Genomic DNA, 19,304 nt, shown 5'->3' with positions numbered 1-19,304 from the left:
CTGTTTCGGATCAGCGCCGCCTTGCGCCCGACGGGGGGCGCCCATTAGGTTCCGCCCCAATCGGCGGCAGCAGCCGCCACCAAAATACTGAGAGGAGACGCGTCATGCAGGACGCCGCCGCCAAACTCGACCAGGAAAACCCGCTGGGCGTGGACGGTTTCGAATTCGTCGAATTCACCGGCCCCGAGCCGGAATCCATGATCGCCCGGCTGGAGCTGATGGGCTTCACCCAGACCCATGTGAACCCGACCACCGACGCGGTGCGTCTGAAACAGGGCGACATCACCATGCTGGTCAACCGCTCGCCCAAGGGCCAGGCGGCGGACTTCGCCAGGGACCACGGCCCCTCGGCCAACGGCATGGCCTTCCGCGTCGCCGACGCGAAGGCCGCCTATGAGGGTGCGCTGGAACGCGGCGCCCGCGCCGCCGAGGGCGTCCACGGCGGGGCCCTCGGCTCCGACTATCCCTACATCCTGCAGGGCATCGGCGGCTCGCTGCTCTATGTCATCGACCAGTACGGCGAGCAGGGCTCGCTGTATGAGGCCTGGGACGAGATCGAGGGCTGGGAAGAGGCCGAGCGCAAGAACTCGATGGGCCTCGAGATCCTGGACCACCTGACCCACAATGTGCGTCGCGGCGAGATGCGCACCTGGTCGGGCTTCTATGGCTCGGTCTTCAACTTCGAAGAGCAGAAGTATTTCGACATCAAGGGCAAGGCGACCGGTCTGTTCTCGCAGGCCATGATCGCGCCCGACCGCGCCATCCGCATCCCGCTGAACGAGAGCCAGGACGACAACTCGCAGATCGAGGAGTTCCTGCGTCGCTACAACGGCGAGGGCATCCAGCACATCGCCCTGACGACCGAGAACATCTACGAGACGGTCGAGGCCATGAAGGCGCGCGGCGTGGACTTCCAGGACACGATCGAGACCTATTTCGAACTGATCGACAAGCGCCTGCCGGGCCACGGCGAGGACGTGGAGCGGATGCGCAAGAACCGCATCCTGATCGACGGCTCGGACGAGGAAGGCCTGCTGCTGCAGATCTTCACCCAGGACACCTTTGGTCCGATCTTCTTCGAGATCATCCAGCGCAAGGGCAATGAGGGCTTCGGCAACGGCAACTTCCAGGCCCTGTTCGACTCGATCGAACTGGACCAGATCCGTCGCGGCGTCATCAAGGTCGACGCCTGAATGAAGGTGCGGCCGCCGCACTGGCTGCCCTGGCTCGGCCCGCTTCTGGCGGCCGGGGCCGGGGCTCTGGCCGGGGAATACTGGCTGGGGGGAGGTTTCTGGATGGTGCTGCTGGCGGCGCTGGTCTGCGGCTTCGCCCCCATCCTGGGCTATCGCATCTGGAAACGACTGCACCACCGCTGACGATTTCCTCCCCACCCTAGTGGGGAGGGGGACCACGAAGTGGTGGAGGGGGCGGCGCAAGCGTTCGCCGTTGAGTCGCCCCCTCCGTCACGGTCGCTTGCGCGACCGCGCCACCTCCCCACAAAGTGGGGAGGAAAGATCTGAGGGGAAACCGCCGATGAAATCCGTCCTGACCGCCGCAGCCGCCCTGACCCTGCTGGCGTCGCCCGCGCTCGCGCAGGAAGCGCCGCAATGGTCGCTGGCCATCCACGGCGGGGCGGGCGTCATCGAGCGGGCCAACCTGAGCGCCGAGCGCGACGCCGCCTATCGCGCCGGTCTGCAGGCGGCGCTGGACGCCGGTTCGGCGGTGCTGGCGAACGGCGGCTCGGCCCTGGACGCGGTTCAGGCGGCGGTTCAGACCATGGAGGACAACCCCCTGTTCAACGCCGGGCGCGGGGCGGTCTTCACCGCCGCCGGCAGGAACGAACTGGACGCCGCCGTGATGAACGGCGTCGATCGCAGCGCCGGGGCCGTAGCCGGCCTGACCCGCACCCGCCACCCGATCGCGGCGGCGCGGGCGGTGATGGAGCGTTCCCCCCACGTCATGCTGATCGGCGAGGGCGCCGAGACCTTCGCCGCCTCGGTCGGCCTGGAGCAGGTCGAGCCGGGCTTCTTCTTCACCGAGAGCCGCTGGCAGGCCCTGCTGAAGGCCCTGCGCGACAAGGGCCTGCCCCTGCCGCCGCGCCCGCAAGGCGCGCCGCCGGAACCGGCCACCCTGGCCCGGCCGGTCCCGCTGGCCTCGCTGAACGAAGCCCCGCTGGACGAGCGCAAGTTCGGCACCGTCGGCGCCGTGGCCCTGGACAGCCAGGGACGTCTGGCGGCCGCCACCTCGACCGGCGGCATGACCGCCAAGCAGTGGGGCCGGGTCGGCGACGTGCCGGTGATCGGCGCAGGCACCTACGCCTCCAACGCCGACGGCTGCGCCGTCTCGGCCACCGGCTCAGGCGAGTATTTCATCCGCGCCACGGTCGCCCGCGACATCTGTCAGCGCACCTCGACGGGCATGGGGGTCCAGGCCGCCGCCGACGCCGAGATCGCGGACGTCGGCTCGATCGGCGGCGACGGCGGGGTCATCGTCATGGGCAAGGACGGCGTCCACGCCTTCTCGATGAACACCTCGGGCATGTATCGTGGCGCCGTCTCCTCGACCGCGCCCGCCCGCGTCGCCATCTACGCCGACGAAGAAGCCCCGCGATGACCGGGCAGGTCGTCGATCTGGAGCAGAAGTTCGGCGGCTTTTCCGACCACTGGCGGCCGCGCGTCGCCGCGCAACTGAACGGACAGGACGTGCGGCTGGTCAAGGTCCAGGGGGTCTTCCCCTGGCACAGCCACACCGACGCCGAGGAGATGTTCCTGGTCTGGAAAGGCGTCTTCCGCGTCGAGTTCCGCGACCGCATCGAGACGCTGGGCCCCGGCCAGTTCATCGTCGTGCCGCGCGGCGTCGAGCACCGCACCGCCGCCGACGAGGAGGCCGAGGTGATGATCTTCGAGCCCTCGGAGGTGATCAACACCGGCGACGCCCCGACCTCTGACTTCACCGCGCCTTCGGGCCAGACGATCTGATCCAGACCCCATGACCACACGCGACCATCCGGGCGTCATCGCCCCGCCGCCGCTGATCTATCTCGGCTTCCTGCTGGCCGGGTTCGGGATCGGGCGGCTGGTCAGCGAGCCGTCGTTGGGCCTCGATGCGGACTGGCGGCGCGGGCTGGCCTTTGCGCTGGTGATCGGCGGTCTGCTGCTGGACGGGGTCGCGGCGGGGACCTTCCGCCGTCTGGGCACGCCGCCCGAGCCGTGGAAGCCGACGACGGCGCTCGCGACCGACGGCCTCTACAAGTACAGCCGCAACCCCATCTATGTCGGCTTTGCCATCACCTATACGGGCTTCGCCCTGGCCATGGACAGCCCGATCGCCCTGGCCCTGCTGGTCCCCTGTCTGATCGTCGTCGATCGCTTCGTCATCCAGCGCGAGGAGCGCTATCTGATGACGAAGTTCGGCGCCCAATACGAAGCCTATAAAGGAAAGGTCCGCCGATGGCTGTGACCCCCAACATCCCCGCCCCGCACGCCGACGAACTGTCGGAAATGGCCATCGAGGAGCTGGACGCCGCCTGCGGCCTGCTGTGGGTCGAGATGAAGGCGATCACGCCCTGGGGCGACACCTATGAGGGCATGGCCCCGTCCGGCCGGGCGGTCGAGATCGAGCGCCGCTACCTGTGGGCGCACGAGCCCGCCGGCGCCATCGCCGTCGAGGTCGAGGTGCGCGATCCCGCCTTGCGCATGGGGGCCGAGGCCCGCGCCGTGATCGCGCCCCCGAACAGTTGATCGAACGGCATCCGCGCCGGTCATGTCCCCGCTTCCCAATCCCTTCGCCCAAGACTAGCTTCGCCCCATGAAACTCGCCTCGCTCAAGCACGGCCGTGACGGCCGCCTCGTCGTCGTCTCCAATGACCTGAACTGGTTCACGGACGCCTTCCTGATCGCCCCCACGCTGCAGGCGGCGCTGGATGACTGGGAGCGCTGCGAGCCCCTGTTGCGGGCGCTGGCGGAAAGCCTGGAGCACGAAGCCGTGCCGCGCGACCGCTTCCACGAGCGCGACGCCGCCGCCCCCCTGCCCCGCGCCTATCAGTGGGCCGACGGTTCGGCCTATGTGAATCACGTCGAGCTGGTGCGCAAAGCCCGCAACGCCGAGATGCCGGCGACCTTCTGGACCGACCCGCTGATGTATCAGGGCGGCTCGGACCACTTCATGGGCCCGCGCGACGCCATCCCGCTGAAGGACGAGGCCTGGGGCTGCGACCTGGAGGCCGAGATCGTCGTCGTGACCGGCGACGTGCCCCTGGGCGCCAGCCGCGACGAGGCCCTCGCCGCAATCCGTCTGGTCGGTCTGGTCAACGACGTCTCGCTGCGCAACCTGATCCCCGGCGAACTGGCCAAGGGCTTCGGCTTCGTCCAGTCCAAGCCGGCCAGCGCCCTGTCGCCGGTCTTCGTCACACCGGATGCGCTGGGCGACCGCTGGAAGGACGGCAAGCTGTCGGGCGCCCTTTCGGTGCAGCTGAACGGCAAGGACTTCGGTCAGGCCGACGCGGGCGTGGACATGACCTTCGACTTCGGCGTGCTGATCGCCCATCTGGCCAAGACCCGCGCCCTGATCGCCGGGTCGATCATCGGTTCGGGCACGGTGTCGAACAAGGACGCCGACGGCGGTCCGGGCAAGCCCGTGGCCGAGGGCGGTCTGGGCTATTCCTGCATCGCCGAGGTCCGCACCGTCGAGACCATCCTGACCGGCGAGGCGAAAACGCCCTTCCTGAAGCACGGCGACACGGTCCGCATCGAGATGCTGGACGACGGGCGCCACACCATCTTCGGCGCCATTGAACAGACGGTGCAGCCCGCCTGAACCTTCTTTCCGGACGCCGTTCGCCAAGCTAGGTAGACGGCGTCCGGAGGGGGAGTTTCCGTATGTCGCCGCAAACCATGGGCCCGCTGATCGGCATCGGCGTGGCCCTGATCGTCATCCTGCTGCGCAACCGGCGTAAACGGACCCTGCGCCCGCATCTTTTGTGGGTCATGCCCCTGCTGGTCACGACGGTGATCGGGGTCGGGCTGTGGGCCAACACCCAGCACCCGCAATTCGGTCCCTTCGCCTGGATCGCCTTCGTCGTCGCCCTGGCCCTGGGCTGCGTCGCCGGCTGGTGGCGCGGCAAGACCATCACCATCGAGAAGGAGCCGGACGGCTCGCTGAAGGCCCAGGCCTCGCCGCTGGGGCTGATCCTGATCATCGGCCTGTTCGCCGCCCGCGCGGGCCTGCGCGAGGTGATGGAGGTCAACGCCGCCGCCTGGCATCTGGACGCCGTGGTCGTGACCGACGCCTTCATGCTGTTCGCCGTCGGCCTGATCGTCACCCAGCGCGTCGAGATGTACATCCGCGCCCGCCGCGTCCTGGCCGGCGGAACCGACAGTCACGTCGAGGTCGCGGCCTAGTCGCCAGGGCGACGCTTTCGTCGATTGACCCGGGGAATTCCGCCGCTAGATTGCCGCCTCCCAGACCTGTGCCGGTGTGGTGGAATTGGTAGACGCGCCGGACTCAAAATCCGGTTCCGAGAGGAGTGTCGGTTCGAGCCCGACCACCGGCACCATCTGCGCACCGCCGCACAGCCCGGCGCATTCACCTCAATGTGGAAGGCCCGCCCCGGCATGCCGGAACGGGCCTGTATTCACCGTAGTCCGCCAGACGTCAGTCGTAGCCGCCGGTTCCGCCGCGACGGCAGGCGCCGACATATTCCTGCGTGAAATAGGGCGAGGTCGATCCGATAAGCGGACCGGCGGAGACACGCCCGTTGTTGCAGCCGTCCATGCGGAAGCCGACCTGATTGGAAAGAGAAGCGTCGCTATAGTAGGTCGTGGCGTACATGGGCGCGCCGTAGTTCTGAGCGATCACGGCCGGCGCGGCCCCCGAAAGCCCTAGCGCAACGGCGACGATGAAAGCGGTGCGTTTGGTCGTCTTCTTCATGGTCTCCCTCCAATGACATGCCCCAAGGGCGCGTTCGAGTGCGCCCCGCCCCACATGGTCGGTCAAGCCGGAACACTACCTAGAGTTACAATTGCTCACCTTTTGCGGGTCAAGCTATCCCTTCGCGCCTCTGAAGCAGCCAATGCCCCAGGTCGCGCATTCTTCCCATGCGCAAAGCTGCACAGCGCGGATGGAGCCGCATCACGAGCTGAAACAATGAATGATTTCGAGCCGCTTGATTAACCGGACACTAGTGTCCACTTGAGTGCTGCATGACCCGTCCCCTGCGAAAAGACGCCGCCGAACGCCGCGAAGCCTTGCTGAAGGCCGCCGCCGAAGCCTTTGCGCGCGACGGGCTGGACACGCCGCTGCACGTCATCGCCGAGCAGGCGGGCGTGGGCCGGGCGACGCTGTATCGCAACTTCGCCGACCGTTCCGAGCTGGCCCTGGCGGTCTTCGTGGGACAGATCGACGACCTGCACGAACGGACGAAGGCCCGCCTCGACGACCCCGAGGTCTTCCTGTGGTTTCTCGGCCAGATGGTCGAGCTAATGATCCAGAGCGCGGGCCTGGCCGGCGCCATCCGTGATCTGAAAGACGAGGCCCTGGCCCCGATCCGCAGCGGTCTGAAACGCGCGGGGGCCGAAGCCCTGGCGGTGTCGCAGGCGGCGGGACGGGTGCGCCCCGACCTGAGCGTGGAGGACACCCGCGTCCTGGCCCTGATGCTGGGGGCGCCGTCGCGCACGGTCGGAGCGGCGGACCGGGACCAGTTGAGCCGACGGGCGCTGGAGCTGGTGCTGGACGCGGTTAAACCCCGGGAAAGCGCCGCATGAGCCGGCGCAACTGGGACCTGCCCTGGGACGAGTATCTGGCGACGCTGAAGCCGCACGAGCGGCCCGCCCTGCCCGGTTCGCCCGCCACGCCCGACCACTCGACGCCGATGCGCTGGGCCTATGCCGCCGTGGGCATTCTGGTCGCTCTGACGGGCAGTCTGGGCAATGCAGCGGTGACGGCCAATATCCCCCTGCTGGCCGGTTCGCTGGGCGTGACCACGACCGAGGCCGCCTGGCTGCCCGTCGTCTTCGTCATGACCAACGCCTGCATGAACCTGCTGCTGGTCAAGTTCCGCATGCAGTACGGGCTGCGGCTGTTCACCGAGATCATCCTGATGGTCTTCCTGGCGACGGCGGCCGCCCACCTGTTCCTGGAAGACTACGGCTCGACCCTGGTCGTCCGCGGCATCGCCGGCATGGCGGCGGCGGGCATGTCGACGCTCGGCATCCTCTACATCATCCAGGCCTTCCCGGCGCAGCACCGGCTGAAGGGCATCATCATCGGCGTCGGTCTGTCCAGCCTGGCCATCCCCCTGGCGCGGTTGGGGGTCGGCCATCTGATCGATCACGACCTGTGGCGGGCGGTCTATATGTTCGACCTGGGGCTGGTGCTGGTGGCCCTGCCCGCCGTCTTCGCCCTGAAGATGCCGCCGTCGCAGCGAGTGAAGACCTTCGAGAAGCTGGACTTCGTCACCTTCGCCCTGTTCGCGCCGGGGGTGGCCCTGCTGACCGCCGTCCTGGGGCTGGGGCGCATCGTCTGGTGGACCGAGGCGGCCTGGATCGGCTGGGCCCTGGTCGGCGCCCTGATCCTGCTGACCGCCGCCGTCCTGATCGAATACAATCGTGCTAATCCGCTGATCGACCTGAAGTGGCTGGCCGGGCGTGATCTGATCCGGCTGATCCTGGCCATCGTCCTGGTGCGGATCGTCCTGTCGGAACAGACCACGGGCGCGGTCGGCTTCCTGCAACAGATGGGACTGGTCAACGACCAGATGCACGGCCTGTTCTGGGTCATGCTGCTGGCGACAGCGGCCGGAACCCTGACCAGCGCCCTGACCCTGAACCCGACCAAGCTGTGGGCCCCCATTTCTGTGGCGCTCGGCCTGATCGCGCTCGGGGCCTATATGGACAGCCACGCGACGGTGCTGACGCGGCCGGCCGAGCTCTATGTCAGCCAGGCCCTTCTGGCCTTCGCCGCCGCCTTCTTCATCGGCCCGACTATGATCATCGGCTTCGGCAAGGTGCTGCAGGGCGGCGGCAAGAACCTGATCAGCTTCATCGTCGTCTTTTCGATCGGCCAGAACATCGGCGGCCTGATGGGCTCGGCCCTGATCGGCACCGTTCAAACCATCCGCGAGAAGTATCACTCCAACCAGCTGGCCGAGCACATCGATCTGGGCGATCCCGAGGTGGTGCTGCGGCTGCAGCAACTGGGCGGCGCCTACGCCCACACCATCGGCGACGCGGCCCAGAGACAGGGCGCGGCGCTGAAGCTGCTGCAGCAGCAGGTCAGCCAGCAGGCCCAGGTTCTGGCCTACAACGACGTCTTCCTGCTGATCTCGGGCGCCGCCGCCGTGGGCGCGCTCTGGGTCGCCGTCAACCATTTCCGCCCCCGTATCGAGGCGCGCCGCGCCGCCCACCGCGAGGCGGCGCAAGCCGCCGCAGCCGCCGCTGTCGAATGACCCGGACCCGACCATGACCGACGCCACGCCCGCTCCTGCGCAAGCCCCCGCCGCCCCGGCCCCGACGGCGCCGCCGCCCGCGCCCGCCGCCCTGCCGCCGTCCAGAAGTCGACGCGTCATGGTCAGCGTAGTGCTGACCCTGATCGCCCTGGTCGGAGTGGGACTGATCCTGCACGCCTGGCGCCTGCCGCCCTTCGACGGCGGGCCGCAGACCACCGACAACGCCTATGTGCGCGGCCAGGTGACGGTCATCAGCCCGCAGGTCAGCGGCTATGTCACCTCGGTCGAGGTCCAGGACTTCCAGACCGTGCAGCAGGGTCAGCTTCTGGCGACCATCGACGACCGCATCTATCGCCAGAGGCTGGATCAGGCGAAGGCGGCCCTGCATTCGGCTGAAGCAGCCCTGGCCAACTCGGCCCAGAGCCAGGCCTCGGCGCGCGGCTCTGTGGCCCAGACCCGCGCCTCCATCGCCGGCGCCGAGTCCGCCGTGACCAAGGCGCGCGCCGACGCCCAGCGCGTGCGCACCCTGTTCGCCGGCGGCTGGGTGGCCCAGGCCCAGGTGGATACGGCCCAGAACGCCCTGCGCGCCGCCGAGGCCCAGCTGGCCGCCGCCCGCGCCGCCGAGGGCGTGGCCCAGACCAGCGTCACCTCGGCCGTCGTCAGCAAGGGCTCGCTGGAAGCCGCCGTCGAGAACGCCCAGGCCCAGGTGCGTCTGGCCCAGATCGATCTGGACAATACCCGCATCACCGCCCCCCGCGCCGGACGCCTGGGCGAGGTGGCTGTGCGCGTCGGCCAGCAGGTCGCGGTCGGCACGCAGCTGACCGCCCTGGTCCCCGATACGGTCTGGGTCACGGCCAATATGAAGGAGACGCAGATGCGAGACATCCGCGTCGGCCAGCCGGTCGAGATCGCCGTCGACGCCCTGGGCGGAACCAAGCTGACAGGCCGGGTCGAGCGCATCTCGCCCGCCGCCGGGTCCGAGTTCAGCGTCATCCGCCCAGACAACGCCACCGGCAACTTCACCAAGGTGGCCCAGCGCATTCCGGTCCGCGTCTCCATCGATCCTGGTCAGGAAGCGGCGACGCGACTGGCCCCCGGCATGTCGGTAGTGGCGCGCATCGACGTCCGATCAGGGGGCGACGCCGCGCGCTGACTTCTTGCTGCAACGCAAAATTCATGACGATCCGGGGTTGCGTCAGCCTGACGCAGCCCGCATCTGGTCCCGATGACCAGCACCCCGCCCAGCACGACCGCCACCCCCAAGGGGCCGGGGTTCGCCGAATTCGTCTGCCTGATCGCGGTCATGATGGCGATGAACGCCCTGGCCATCGACGCCATGCTGCCGGCCCTGCCGCACATCGGCAAAGACCTGGGCGTGGTCAACGAGAACACCCGCCAGTGGGTCATCACCGCCTATCTGCTGGGTTTCGGCGGGGCGCAGCTGTTTTACGGACCCCTGGCCGACCGGTTCGGGCGTCGGCCCATCCTGTTCATCGGCATCGGCCTCTATGTCGGCTTCAGCGTCCTGGCCGCCTTCGCCCATTCGTTCGAGTGGCTGATCCTGTCGCGCATCGGCATGGGTCTGGGCTCGGCGGCGACGCGGGTTCTGGCTGTCTCCATCGTGCGCGACCGCTATTCTGGGCGGACCATGGCGCGGGTCATGTCGCTGAGCTTCCTGGTCTTCCTCGGCGTGCCCATCCTGGCCCCGACCGTCGGCCAGTTGATCATGCTGGTGGCCCCCTGGCGCTGGATCTTCGGCTTCTTCGCCCTGTTCGGCGGCAGCTTCCTGCTGTGGGCCGCCCTGCGCCTGCCCGAGACCCTGCACCCTGAAGACCGGATGCCGATTAAGGTGAAGCGCATCGCCGGCGCCTTCGGCCAGGCCCTGACCAGCCGCATCGGCATGGGCTACACCCTGGCCATGACGGCGATCAGCGGCGCCCTGTTCGCCTTCATCAACTCGTCGCAGCAGATCTTCTTCGACGTCTTCAAGTCGCCGGGTCTGTTCACCACGGTCTTCGCCATGGTGGCGGGGGGGATCGCCCTGGCCTCGGTGCTGAACTCGCGCATGGTCGAAAAGCTGGGTTCGCGCCTGATCGCCCACACGGCCCTGATGGGCTTCATCGGCTTCAGCCTGCTGCACGCCGCCATCGCCTATGCCGGTCACGACAGCCTGTGGGTCTTCGCCGCGCTGCAGGCCTGCAAGATGTTCTGCTTCGGCTTCATCGCCGGGAACTTCGGCTCCATGGCCATGGAGCCCATGGGCCATATCGCCGGAACGGCCGCCTCGGCCCAGGGCTTCATCTCGACCATCGGCGGGGCCCTGCTGGGCTTCTGGATCGGCCAGCATTTCGACGGCACCACCGTGCCGATGACGGTCGGGTTCGCGGCCCTGGGCGTCCTCGCCCTGCTGCTGGTGCTGGGTGCCGAGAAGGGACGGCTGTTCAAGGCGCACCATCTGCCGCCGGCTGCAGCCAAGGCTTGATCTTTCGGGGCGAAGGGAGCCTTTTCGGGCGCATCTGAATACGGAGCGTTCGATGACCCTGAAGCTGGTTGGGCAGGTATCCGCCCTCGCCCTCGCCGCCGCCCTTGTCTCTTCCCTCGGCGCCTGCGCCACCGCGCCCGGAGGATCGGACATGACCGCGCCCACCGCCACGCCCGCAACGCCCGCCTTCGCCTACGCCGACGACATCCACACCAACGCGCGGCCCGCCGAGGCGCGGGTCGGCCATGTGGCGCTGGACCTGACCGCCGACTTCGCGGCCAAGACCCTGTCGGGCTCGGCGACGCTGGACGTCACCGGCCGCGTCGGCGCGACCGAGGTGGTGCTGGACACCAAGAACCTGAACATCCGCGGCGTGCGCGACGCGCAAGGGCGCCCGCTGCGTTATGAACTGGGCGCCGTGGACGCCATCAAGGGTCAGGCCCTGACGGTCCACCTGCCCGCCTTCGCCGGGACCGAGGTCCAGAAGGTCGTCGTCGACTATTCCACCCGCCCCGACGCGGCGGCCCTGCAATGGCTCAGCCCGCAACAGACGGCGGGCGGCACCAAGCCCTACCTGTTCAGCCAGGGCCAGGCGATCCTGACCCGGACCTGGGTTCCGACGCAGGACAGCCCCGGCATCCGCCAGACCTATTCGGCCCGTATCACCGCCCCCGCCGACCTGACCGTGGTCATGTCCGCCGAGCACCTGACACCGCAGGGCGAAGCCGCCGCTGCGGGCCAGAAGGCCTGGCGCTTCGACATGGATCGCCCGATCCCGCCCTATCTGATGGCCATCGCCATCGGCGACATCGCCTTCGCCTCGTTCGACGGCCGCACCGGCGTCTGGACCGAGCCGAGCCGACTGGAAGCCGCCCGCGCCGAGCTGCAGTCCACCCCGCGCATGGTGGACGCGGCCGAGGCCCTCTACGGCCCCTATCGCTGGGGCCGGTACGACCTGCTGGTCCTGCCGCCCAGCTTCCCCTTCGGCGGGATGGAGAACCCGCGCCTGACCTTCGCCACCCCGACCATCATCGCCGGGGATCAGTCCCTGGTCTCGCTGGTGGCGCACGAGCTGGCGCACTCCTGGTCCGGCAATCTGGTGACCAATGCGACGTGGTCGGACATCTGGCTGAACGAAGGCACCACCGTCTATTTCGAGAACCGGATCATGGAGGCCCTGTATGGCCGCGACCGCGCCATGCAGGAGCAGGTTCTGGGCTGGGGCGAGCTGTCGGCGGAACTGGCGACCACGGCGCCGGACGACACCAGGCTGCACATCGACCTGACCGGGCGCGACCCCGACGACGGCCTGTCGGGCGTGCCCTATGAGAAGGGCGCGGCCATGCTGCGCACGATCGAACGCATCGTGGGCCGGTCGACCTTCGACGCCTGGCTGCGCGGCTATTTCGACCGCCACGCCTTCCAGCCCATGACCGACGTCGGCTTCCTGGCCGATATCCGCGAGCACCTGATCAAGGGCGACGCCGCGCTGGAGGCCCAGCTGCAGCTGGAGAACTGGATCTACAAACCAGGCATGCCGTCGAACTGGGTCCCGCCGGTGTCGCACGCCTTCGAGGCTGTGGACGCACAGGCCAAGGCCTTCTTCGCCGACAAGGGTCCGGCCTCGGCGATCGACTGGAAGAGCTGGAACACCCAACAGCGCCAGCGCTTCCTGGCCTGGCGCCCCGAAGGTCTGGCGGCGGGCGCCGACTGGCTGACCCCGGCGCAACTGGCCGATCTGGAAAAGACGCTGAATCTGGCCCATGAGGGCAACGCCGAGCTGACCTTCGCCTGGCTGCAGATCGCCCTGGCCCACCGCTACGAGCCCGCCGTCGCCACCGCCGACCGCTTCCTGACCAGTCAGGGCCGTCGCAAGTTCGTCCTGCCCCTGTTCCAGACCCTGTGGGGCGAAGGCGACTGGGGCCGGGCCAACGCCACGCGCATCTACGCCAAGGCGCGCCCCCTCTATCACCCGGTCACGTCCGGTTCGGTGGACCAGCTGGTGGGCCGTCCGTAAGGTCACAAGCAGAATGGCGATCCTCCCCCGCTATGCAGGGGAGGATTTTTACAGGTTCACCACCTCAGCCCCGTCCTCGCGGGCCAGCCGGTCAGCGAGGACGGCGCGGTGGCAGCCGCAGGCCTCGGCCTCGAAACACAAAAGGGCGACGCGCTTTTCGCTCGCCACATGGCGCAGCTGCTGGAAGGCGGCCTCGGCGTCCGGCTCCTGCATATGGGCGTTGAAGATGGCGTGCATGGTCGCCACGTCGCCCTTCCTCGCCGCGTCGCGCCCGGCCTTGGGCGTGCCCAGCGCCCGCAATTGCAGATAGTCGACGCCCTCGGCCTTCAGGCTCTCGCCCAGCACCGTCTTGGAAAAGCCCGCGATGCGGGACGAGGCCACGGCCCGCACGTCGGCGACCAGCTCGACGCCCGCCGCCTTCAGCCGGTCGATGACCTCGGGCTGGGTGGAGCCTTCATAGCCGATGGTGAACAGTTTCATGCGGCGATGATGCGCGCAGGATCGCTTGACGCCAAGCTCTGCAGCAAGCTCTCTGGACGGCACGGCGCACAGCGCATTTGGGGAAAAACATGACGGACGAAACGTCGCCTTTAGTCTTGGCCTGTGACCACGTCATAGCCTCGGATCGTCCAATTCGTCTGATCGTTCATCACTCTGACGGCATGTGGCAACTCACATGCGGGGAATATGATCACTCTCCTGAGGGCGCCACGATGCGACCGGTACACATCCACCACATAGTCGATGAGCGGCCCGATCTCGGCGAAGCGATGCTCAAGACCCCCCGAAGTCATCTGTCGGAGCTGACACAAGACGGTTGGCTCGTTCAGGCTCACGACGACTGAATGTCCATAAGCGACATTTCGTCCATGTTCTGCGTTGCCGTTGGAGGACGCCCCATGATCCGCTCCCTGATGAAGGCGGTTACACTAGCCGGATGCCTGATGGCCGCCGCCGCGCCCGCCGCCTTCGCCCAGAACCTGCTGATCCATGGCGGGACCATCTACACGGGCGACCCCGCCCAGCCGACCGCCGAACAGGTCATCGTCCGGGACGGACGGATCGTGTCAGTGGGCGCCGAAACGGCGGTAGCGGGACCGGCGGATATGCGGGTCATCGACCTGAAGGGCGCGACCCTGTTTCCCGGCTTCACCGACGGCCACGCCCATCTGGACGGCATCGGCTGGCGCGAGATGACGCTGAACCTTGAGGGCTCGACCTCGGTCGTCGAGGCCATGCAACGGCTGAGCGACTGGGCCAGGGCCCACCCCGAGGGCGTCATCGTCGGGCGCGGCTGGATCGAGACCCATTGGCCCGAGAAGCGCTTCCTGACCGCCGCCGATCTGGACGCCGCCGCCCCCGGCCGGATTGTGCTGCTGAGCCGCGCCGACGGCCATGCGGTCGCGGTCTCCGGCGCGGCCCTGGCCGCCGCCAAGGTCGATGCGACGACGCTCGCCCCCTCGGGCGGCGAGATCCTGAAGGACGCCAGCGGCCAGCCGACCGGTCTTCTGGTCGACGGGGCCATGGTTCTGGTCGAGCCGCTGACGCCGCAGGCCGACGCGGCGGCGACGCGCGCGGCCTATCGCGCGGGCTTCGGCGTCTATGCCCGCTACGGCTGGACCGGGGTGCATTTCATGAGCGCTCCGTGGAAGGACGTACCGCTTTTGGAGACGATGGCGCGCGACGGCGAGGCGCCGCTGCGGGTCTATAACAGCATCGACATGGGCGACGCCCGCGCCCTGATGGCGGGCGGGCCGCGCGACGCGGGCGACGGGCGGGTCATCACGCGGGCGATCAAGTTCTACGCCGACGGCGCCCTGGGCTCACGCGGGGCCAAGCTGTTTCAGCCCTATTCGGATCGCCCCGACACCTCCGGCCTGATGCTGGCGTCGCGCGAACAGGTCATGCCGCTGTATCAGGAGGCGCTGCGCACCGGGGTCCAGATCGCCACCCACGCCATCGGCGATCAGGGCAACCACGACGTCGCGGCCTGGTACGAGGAGGCCCTGCGCTCCGTGCCCAAGTCCGAATGGAAACTGGCCGATCCGCGCTGGCGCATCGAGCACGCCCAGATCATCCGGCCCGCCGACTATCACTACTTCGACGAGCTGCCGATCATCGCCTCCATGCAGCCCAGCCACGCCATCGGCGACCTGCATTTCGCCGCCGAGCGCCTGGGCGATGCGCGGCTGGACGGGGCCTATGCCTGGCACACCCTGGTGGATCGCGGCGTGATCGTGGTCGGCGGCTCGGACGCGCCGGTCGAGCGCGGCGATCCCCTGATCGAGTTCTACGCCGCCGTGGCGCGGCGCGACCTCAACGGCTTCCAGGGGCCGGACTGGCGCCCGAACGAGGCCGTGGACCGGGCCACGGCGCTGAAGATGTTCACCCTGTGGCCCGCCTACGCCAGCTTCCGCGAGGATGAGCTGGGCACCATCGAGGTCGGCAAGCGGGCGGACTTCACCGCCTTCAACATCGACCTGATGACCGTGCCCGCCGCCGACATCCCCAAGGGCCATGCGGTCCTGACCGTTGTGGACGGCCAGGTCGTCTATCGGGCCGACTAAAGGCCCGGCTCGCCCCGCTGTGCGTTGCGGCGGGGCGGCGCATCGGTTAAGCCCCGCCCATGGAATTCTCCTCCGGTCGTCCGTTGCGGCCGGGGTTTGGCGTTGGAGCGCTCAGATGGCTGATTTCGCCCCCGGACTGGTCACCGTTTTCGGCGGCTCGGGCTTTGTCGGAACCCAGGTGGTGCGGGCCCTGGCCAAGCGCGGCTGGCGCGTGCGCGTCGCCGTGCGCAAGCCGGCCCTGGCCTATGAACTGCGCATGGCCGGGGATGTGGGCCAGGTCCAGACCGTCCGCTGCGACATCACCGACAAGGCCGCCGTGGCCGAGGCGATCAAGGGCGCCGACGCCGTGATCAACCTGGTCGGCATCCTGTTCGAGACCGGCGGTCGCAAATTCGAGGCCCTGCACGTCGAGGGCGCCGTCAACGTCGCCGAGGCCGCCAGGGCCGCGGGCGTCCAGCGCCTGACCCACATGTCCGCCCTGGGCGCCGACGTGAACGGCAAGGCCGCCTACGCCCGCACCAAGGGCGCCGCCGAAGCCGCCGTCCGCGCCGCCTTCCCCGGCGCCGTGGTCATCCGTCCCTCGGTCGTCTTCGGCAAGGGCGACGACTTCCTGAACAAGTTCGCCGCCATGGCGACCTGGTCCCCCGCCCTGCCCCTGATCGGCGGCGGCGTGACGAAGTTCCAGCCCGTCTATGTCGGCGATGTGGCCGAGGCCGTGGCCCGCGCCACCGTCTCGCCCGAGGCCGAGGGCAAGACCTTCGAACTGGGCGGGCCGTCGGTCTGGACCTTCGAGGACATCCTCAAGTTCATCCTGCGCGAGACCAACCGCGACCGCTTCCTGATCCCCGTGCCCTTCTTCGCCGCCCGCATCCTGGGGTCGCTGGCGCAGATTCCGGCGATCATCGGTCTGAAACCGGCCCTGACCAAGGATCAGGTGCTGCTGCTGCAGGGCGACAATGTCGTCTCGCCGGGCGCCGAAGGGCTGGCGGCGCTGGGCGTCGAGCCGACGGGTCTGGAGGCCATCGCGCCGGGCTACCTGTATCGCTACCGCGTCGGCGGGCAGTACGCCGAAAGCCCGGCGGCGGCCTGATCGGAGGGCCTACGAAAAGCCCCTCGGGACCCGCGTCCCGAGGGGTTTTTCTTTGCCTGCCATGCAAAGCGCTTACAGCGCCCCCGTCACCGCCAGACCGACGATGCCCGCCACGCCGACGATGATGCGCCACCAGGCGAAGGGGCCGAAGCCGCGCCTGGACACGAAGTCGAGCAGGAAGCGCACCACCACCAGGGCTGTCAGGAAGGCGGCGATGAAGCCGACGGCGATCAGGCCGAAGTCGCTGAAGTCCAGCACGTCGCGGTTCTTGAACAGGTCATAGGCCACCGCCGCCCCCATGGTGGGCAGGGCCAGGAAGAAGCTGAACTCGGCCGCCGAGCGCTTGTCGGTCTTCAGCAGCAGGCCGCCCGCAATGGTGGCGCCCGAGCGCGACACGCCGGGGATCATGGCCAGACACTGGAAAAGGCCGATCAGGAAGTAGACGCGCATCGGATAACGGTCGGCGTCCAGATAGACAGGGAACTTCTCCACCCGGTCCAGCCACAACAGCACCAGCCCGCCAAGGATCAGGGCGATGCAGATCACCAGAGGCGTCTCGAACAGCACCGTCTTGATGAAACCGTAGGCGAAGAAGCCGATCACGGCGGCCGGCAGGAAGGCGACCAGCAAGCCGATCAGAAACCGCCGCGCCGCCGGATCGAAGGGCCAGCGCGTCGCAAGCTGCCACAGGCGTTTGAAATAGACGCTGATGATGGCCAGGAGGGCGCCCAGCTGGATGACGATCTCGAACGTCTTTCCGGTGCTTTCGAAGCCGAGGAAATGCCCCAGCAGCAGCAGGTGCCCGGTGGACGACACCGGTATGAATTCGGTCAATCCCTCAATCAGACCCAGAAGGATCGCCGTCAGCCAGTCCGCCATGGAAACTCCGTCTCGACCGGCGACGGTTCGTCCGCGCCGGGCAGGTCTTCTTAGCGTCCCGGACAAGAGGCCGCCATTGGCGGATGCGCGGTTTTGCGCGACAAGGGCGGTGATGACCGCCTCCGCCCTCGACGACGCTCACGCCGCGACCCGCCGCATCACCACCCTGTCGGTGGGCACGGCGACGATCCTGATCGTGATAAAGGCCTTTGCTCTGGGCGCCTCGGGCTCGGTGTCGATCCTGGCGACCCTGGCGGATTCGTCGCTGGACCTGATCGCCTCGCTGGCCACCTTCTTCGCCGTACGCTGGGCCGCCGCCCCGCCCGACGAGGAGCACCGCTATGGTCACGGCAAGGCCGAGGCCCTGGCGGCCCTGGTGCAGGCGGGACTCGTCTTTGCGTCCGCCGCCTTCATCGGCTGGGAGGCGGTGCAGCGCATCTTCGACCCGCGCCCGGTGACGGCCGGAGGCTGGGCCGTCGGCGTGGTCGTGGTCTCGATCGCCGTCACCCTGTGGCTGGTGTGGATGCAGACCCAGGCGCTGAAGAAGACCTCGTCCCTGGCCGTGGCCGGCGACCGCGCCCACTACGCCGCCGATCTGGCCGCCAATGTCGTGGTGCTGATCGGGGTGGTCTCCGGCGCCTATCTGGGCGCGCCGGGGCTGGACGCGGCGGCGGGTCTGGTGGTGGCGGTCTGGCTGTTCTGGGGCGCGATCACCCTGCTGCGCGAGTCCGCCGATCACCTGCTGGACCACGCTGGACCGGAAGAGGATCGTGCCGCGATCGCCGCCGCTGTCCTGGCCGATCCGCGCATCTCGGGCCTGCACCAGCTGCGCACCCGCATGGCCGGGCAGGTGCTGATGGTGCAGATGCATGTCGATCTGGACCCGCAGCTGACGCTGGAGGCGGCCCACGCCATCGTGGTCGAGGCCGAGCAACGCATCCTGGCCGCCTTCCCCCACGCCGACATCCTGATCCATGCCGACCCGCGCGGCCGGGCGGAGGCCCGGGCCCCCGCCGTCGCCGCGCCCGAGGCGCCGACCGAGCCCCTGGCGATCCGGCCCGGCCCCTGGTCATAGGCTGCGACGCGGCGTCGCGGTAAACGGAGCCTTAACGAGCGCGGGCGCATGGGTGGAGCAATGTCCGCGCCCGCCGTCCTCTATCATTTCGCCTTTCACCCCGGCTCGCGCACGGCGCGGCTGGCGCTGGGCGAGGCGCGCATCGATTTCGGCGAGGAACCGGTCAAGCCGTGGGAAGAGGACTGCCCCCTCTTCGACCTCAATCCCTCGGGCATGCCCCCGGTCCTGAGCGTGACCGAAAAGGGCAAGAGCCTGACCCTGTGCGAGACCGACGCCATCCTGGGCTGGATCGAGGATCGGTCCAAGGGCGACGTCCTGCTGCCGGCCGACCTGGCGGAACGGGCTGAAGCACGACGGCTGGCGACCTGGTTCAACCGCCGCTTCATCGACGAGGTGGACGCCGTCCTGCTGCATGAGCGGATGGAAAAGCCCCTGCTGCGGCTCGGCCCGCCCGAGGCGCGGATGCTGCGCGAGGGTCGCGACGCCCTGCGCCTTCATCTGGCCATGCTGGAGGGCCTGACCGCCGGACGCGAATGGCTGGCCGGACGTCGGCTCAGCCAGGCCGACCTGATCGCGGCGGGTCACCTGTCGGTGCTCGACTATTTCGGCGAGATCACCTGGGCCTCCTATCCGTCGCTAAAGACCTGGTATTCCAAGCTGAAGTCGCGGCCCTGCTTCCGCACCCTGCTGAGCGACCGTTTCCCCGGCGTCCATCCGGCGACCTGGTACGCCGACCTCGACTTCTGAGGCT

The 19,304-nt window shown here is 68.6% G+C and carries 20 protein-coding genes and 1 tRNA gene; 18 read left to right on the top strand and 3 right to left on the bottom strand.

Going from position 1 to position 19,304, the window contains the following annotated elements; all coding sequences use genetic code 11:
- The first annotated feature begins 104 nt into the window (after positions 1-104).
- The 9 genes from hppD to ACZ5XO_RS02490 all read left to right on the top strand — a co-directional run bounded on the left by hppD (position 105) and on the right by ACZ5XO_RS02490 (position 5,554).
- Positions 105-1,193, top strand: coding sequence for a 4-hydroxyphenylpyruvate dioxygenase (gene hppD, locus ACZ5XO_RS02530; RefSeq protein WP_464163761.1), 1,089 nt, complete (start codon positions 105-107; stop codon positions 1,191-1,193).
- Positions 1,194-1,376, top strand: coding sequence for a hypothetical protein (locus ACZ5XO_RS02525; RefSeq protein WP_464163760.1), 183 nt, complete (start codon positions 1,194-1,196; stop codon positions 1,374-1,376).
- Positions 1,377-1,533: 157 nt separating this feature from the next.
- A complete protein-coding gene (locus tag ACZ5XO_RS02520; protein ID WP_464163759.1) occupies positions 1,534-2,613 on the top strand; it encodes an isoaspartyl peptidase/L-asparaginase family protein in 1,080 nt (359 codons plus the stop codon).
- Positions 2,610-2,978 (top strand): cupin domain-containing protein, encoded by a 369-nt coding sequence (locus tag ACZ5XO_RS02515; RefSeq protein WP_464163758.1) that lies wholly within the window; start codon positions 2,610-2,612, stop codon positions 2,976-2,978. The genes ACZ5XO_RS02520 and ACZ5XO_RS02515 overlap by 4 nt, the downstream gene beginning before the upstream one ends.
- 10 nt (positions 2,979-2,988) lie before the next feature.
- On the top strand, positions 2,989-3,459 hold the full coding sequence (locus tag ACZ5XO_RS02510; protein WP_464163757.1) for a methyltransferase family protein: 471 nt from the start codon (positions 2,989-2,991) through the stop codon (positions 3,457-3,459).
- Positions 3,450-3,740 carry a hypothetical protein gene (locus tag ACZ5XO_RS02505; protein ID WP_464163756.1) on the top strand — a complete coding sequence of 97 codons (291 nt, stop codon included), beginning with the start codon at positions 3,450-3,452 and terminating at the stop codon, positions 3,738-3,740. Before ACZ5XO_RS02510 ends, ACZ5XO_RS02505 begins: the two co-directional genes overlap by 10 nt.
- Before the next feature lie 67 nt (positions 3,741-3,807).
- Positions 3,808-4,815 (top strand): fumarylacetoacetate hydrolase family protein, encoded by a 1,008-nt coding sequence (locus ACZ5XO_RS02500; protein WP_464163755.1) that lies wholly within the window; start codon positions 3,808-3,810, stop codon positions 4,813-4,815.
- Between the two features lie 62 nt (positions 4,816-4,877).
- A complete protein-coding gene (locus tag ACZ5XO_RS02495; RefSeq protein WP_464163754.1) occupies positions 4,878-5,399 on the top strand; it encodes a CcdC protein domain-containing protein in 522 nt (173 codons plus the stop codon).
- A 70-nt stretch (positions 5,400-5,469) separates the two neighbouring features.
- Positions 5,470-5,554 (top strand) — tRNA-Leu (locus ACZ5XO_RS02490).
- Positions 5,555-5,652: 98 nt separating this feature from the next.
- On the opposite strand, the gene ACZ5XO_RS02485 is transcribed toward ACZ5XO_RS02490, so the two are convergent.
- A complete protein-coding gene (locus ACZ5XO_RS02485) occupies positions 5,653-5,928 on the bottom strand; it encodes a hypothetical protein (RefSeq protein ID WP_464163753.1) in 276 nt (91 codons plus the stop codon).
- A gap of 272 nt (positions 5,929-6,200) precedes the next feature.
- Between ACZ5XO_RS02485 and ACZ5XO_RS02480 the strand changes: the two genes are divergently transcribed.
- The 5 genes from ACZ5XO_RS02480 (at position 6,201) to ACZ5XO_RS02460 (ending at position 12,942) form a co-directional block, all read left to right on the top strand.
- Positions 6,201-6,761 carry a TetR/AcrR family transcriptional regulator gene (locus tag ACZ5XO_RS02480; RefSeq protein ID WP_464163752.1) on the top strand — a complete coding sequence of 187 codons (561 nt, stop codon included), beginning with the start codon at positions 6,201-6,203 and terminating at the stop codon, positions 6,759-6,761.
- Positions 6,758-8,443, top strand: coding sequence for an MFS transporter (locus ACZ5XO_RS02475; protein ID WP_464163751.1), 1,686 nt, complete (start codon positions 6,758-6,760; stop codon positions 8,441-8,443). Before ACZ5XO_RS02480 ends, ACZ5XO_RS02475 begins: the two co-directional genes overlap by 4 nt.
- A 13-nt stretch (positions 8,444-8,456) precedes the next feature.
- Positions 8,457-9,596, top strand: coding sequence for an HlyD family secretion protein (locus ACZ5XO_RS02470; RefSeq protein ID WP_464163750.1), 1,140 nt, complete (start codon positions 8,457-8,459; stop codon positions 9,594-9,596).
- Positions 9,597-9,668: 72 nt separating this feature from the next.
- Positions 9,669-10,925, top strand: coding sequence for a multidrug effflux MFS transporter (locus tag ACZ5XO_RS02465; protein ID WP_464163749.1), 1,257 nt, complete (start codon positions 9,669-9,671; stop codon positions 10,923-10,925).
- 52 nt (positions 10,926-10,977) lie between these two features.
- On the top strand, positions 10,978-12,942 hold the full coding sequence (locus tag ACZ5XO_RS02460; RefSeq protein ID WP_464163748.1) for a M1 family metallopeptidase: 1,965 nt from the start codon (positions 10,978-10,980) through the stop codon (positions 12,940-12,942).
- 48 nt (positions 12,943-12,990) lie between these two features.
- Here ACZ5XO_RS02460 and ACZ5XO_RS02455 read toward each other — a convergent pair whose 3' ends face one another.
- A complete protein-coding gene (locus ACZ5XO_RS02455; RefSeq protein WP_464163747.1) occupies positions 12,991-13,422 on the bottom strand; it encodes a DUF488 domain-containing protein in 432 nt (143 codons plus the stop codon).
- A 419-nt stretch (positions 13,423-13,841) separates the two neighbouring features.
- On the opposite strand from ACZ5XO_RS02455, the gene ACZ5XO_RS02450 reads away from it, so the two are divergent.
- On the top strand, positions 13,842-15,509 hold the full coding sequence (locus tag ACZ5XO_RS02450) for an amidohydrolase (RefSeq protein WP_464163746.1): 1,668 nt from the start codon (positions 13,842-13,844) through the stop codon (positions 15,507-15,509).
- Between the two features lie 115 nt (positions 15,510-15,624).
- On the top strand, positions 15,625-16,599 hold the full coding sequence (locus ACZ5XO_RS02445; RefSeq protein ID WP_464163745.1) for a complex I NDUFA9 subunit family protein: 975 nt from the start codon (positions 15,625-15,627) through the stop codon (positions 16,597-16,599).
- Positions 16,600-16,671: 72 nt separating this feature from the next.
- On the opposite strand, the gene ACZ5XO_RS02440 is transcribed toward ACZ5XO_RS02445, so the two are convergent.
- The gene (locus ACZ5XO_RS02440) at positions 16,672-17,478 is read right to left on the bottom strand and encodes an undecaprenyl-diphosphate phosphatase (RefSeq protein WP_464163744.1); all 807 of its coding nucleotides are present in this window, start codon (positions 17,476-17,478) and stop codon (positions 16,672-16,674) included.
- A 112-nt stretch (positions 17,479-17,590) separates the two neighbouring features.
- Between ACZ5XO_RS02440 and ACZ5XO_RS02435 the strand changes: the two genes are divergently transcribed.
- Together ACZ5XO_RS02435 and fzlA are read left to right on the top strand one after the other, a co-directional pair.
- A complete protein-coding gene (locus ACZ5XO_RS02435; RefSeq protein WP_464163743.1) occupies positions 17,591-18,553 on the top strand; it encodes a cation diffusion facilitator family transporter in 963 nt (320 codons plus the stop codon).
- Between the two features lie 60 nt (positions 18,554-18,613).
- A complete protein-coding gene (fzlA, locus tag ACZ5XO_RS02430) occupies positions 18,614-19,300 on the top strand; it encodes an FtsZ-binding protein FzlA (protein WP_464163742.1) in 687 nt (228 codons plus the stop codon).
- The last annotated feature ends 4 nt before the right edge of the window (positions 19,301-19,304 follow it).

Source organism: Brevundimonas sp. T2-11 (genome assembly GCF_055397675.1).
This window is presented reverse-complemented; position numbering and strand designations above follow the sequence as displayed.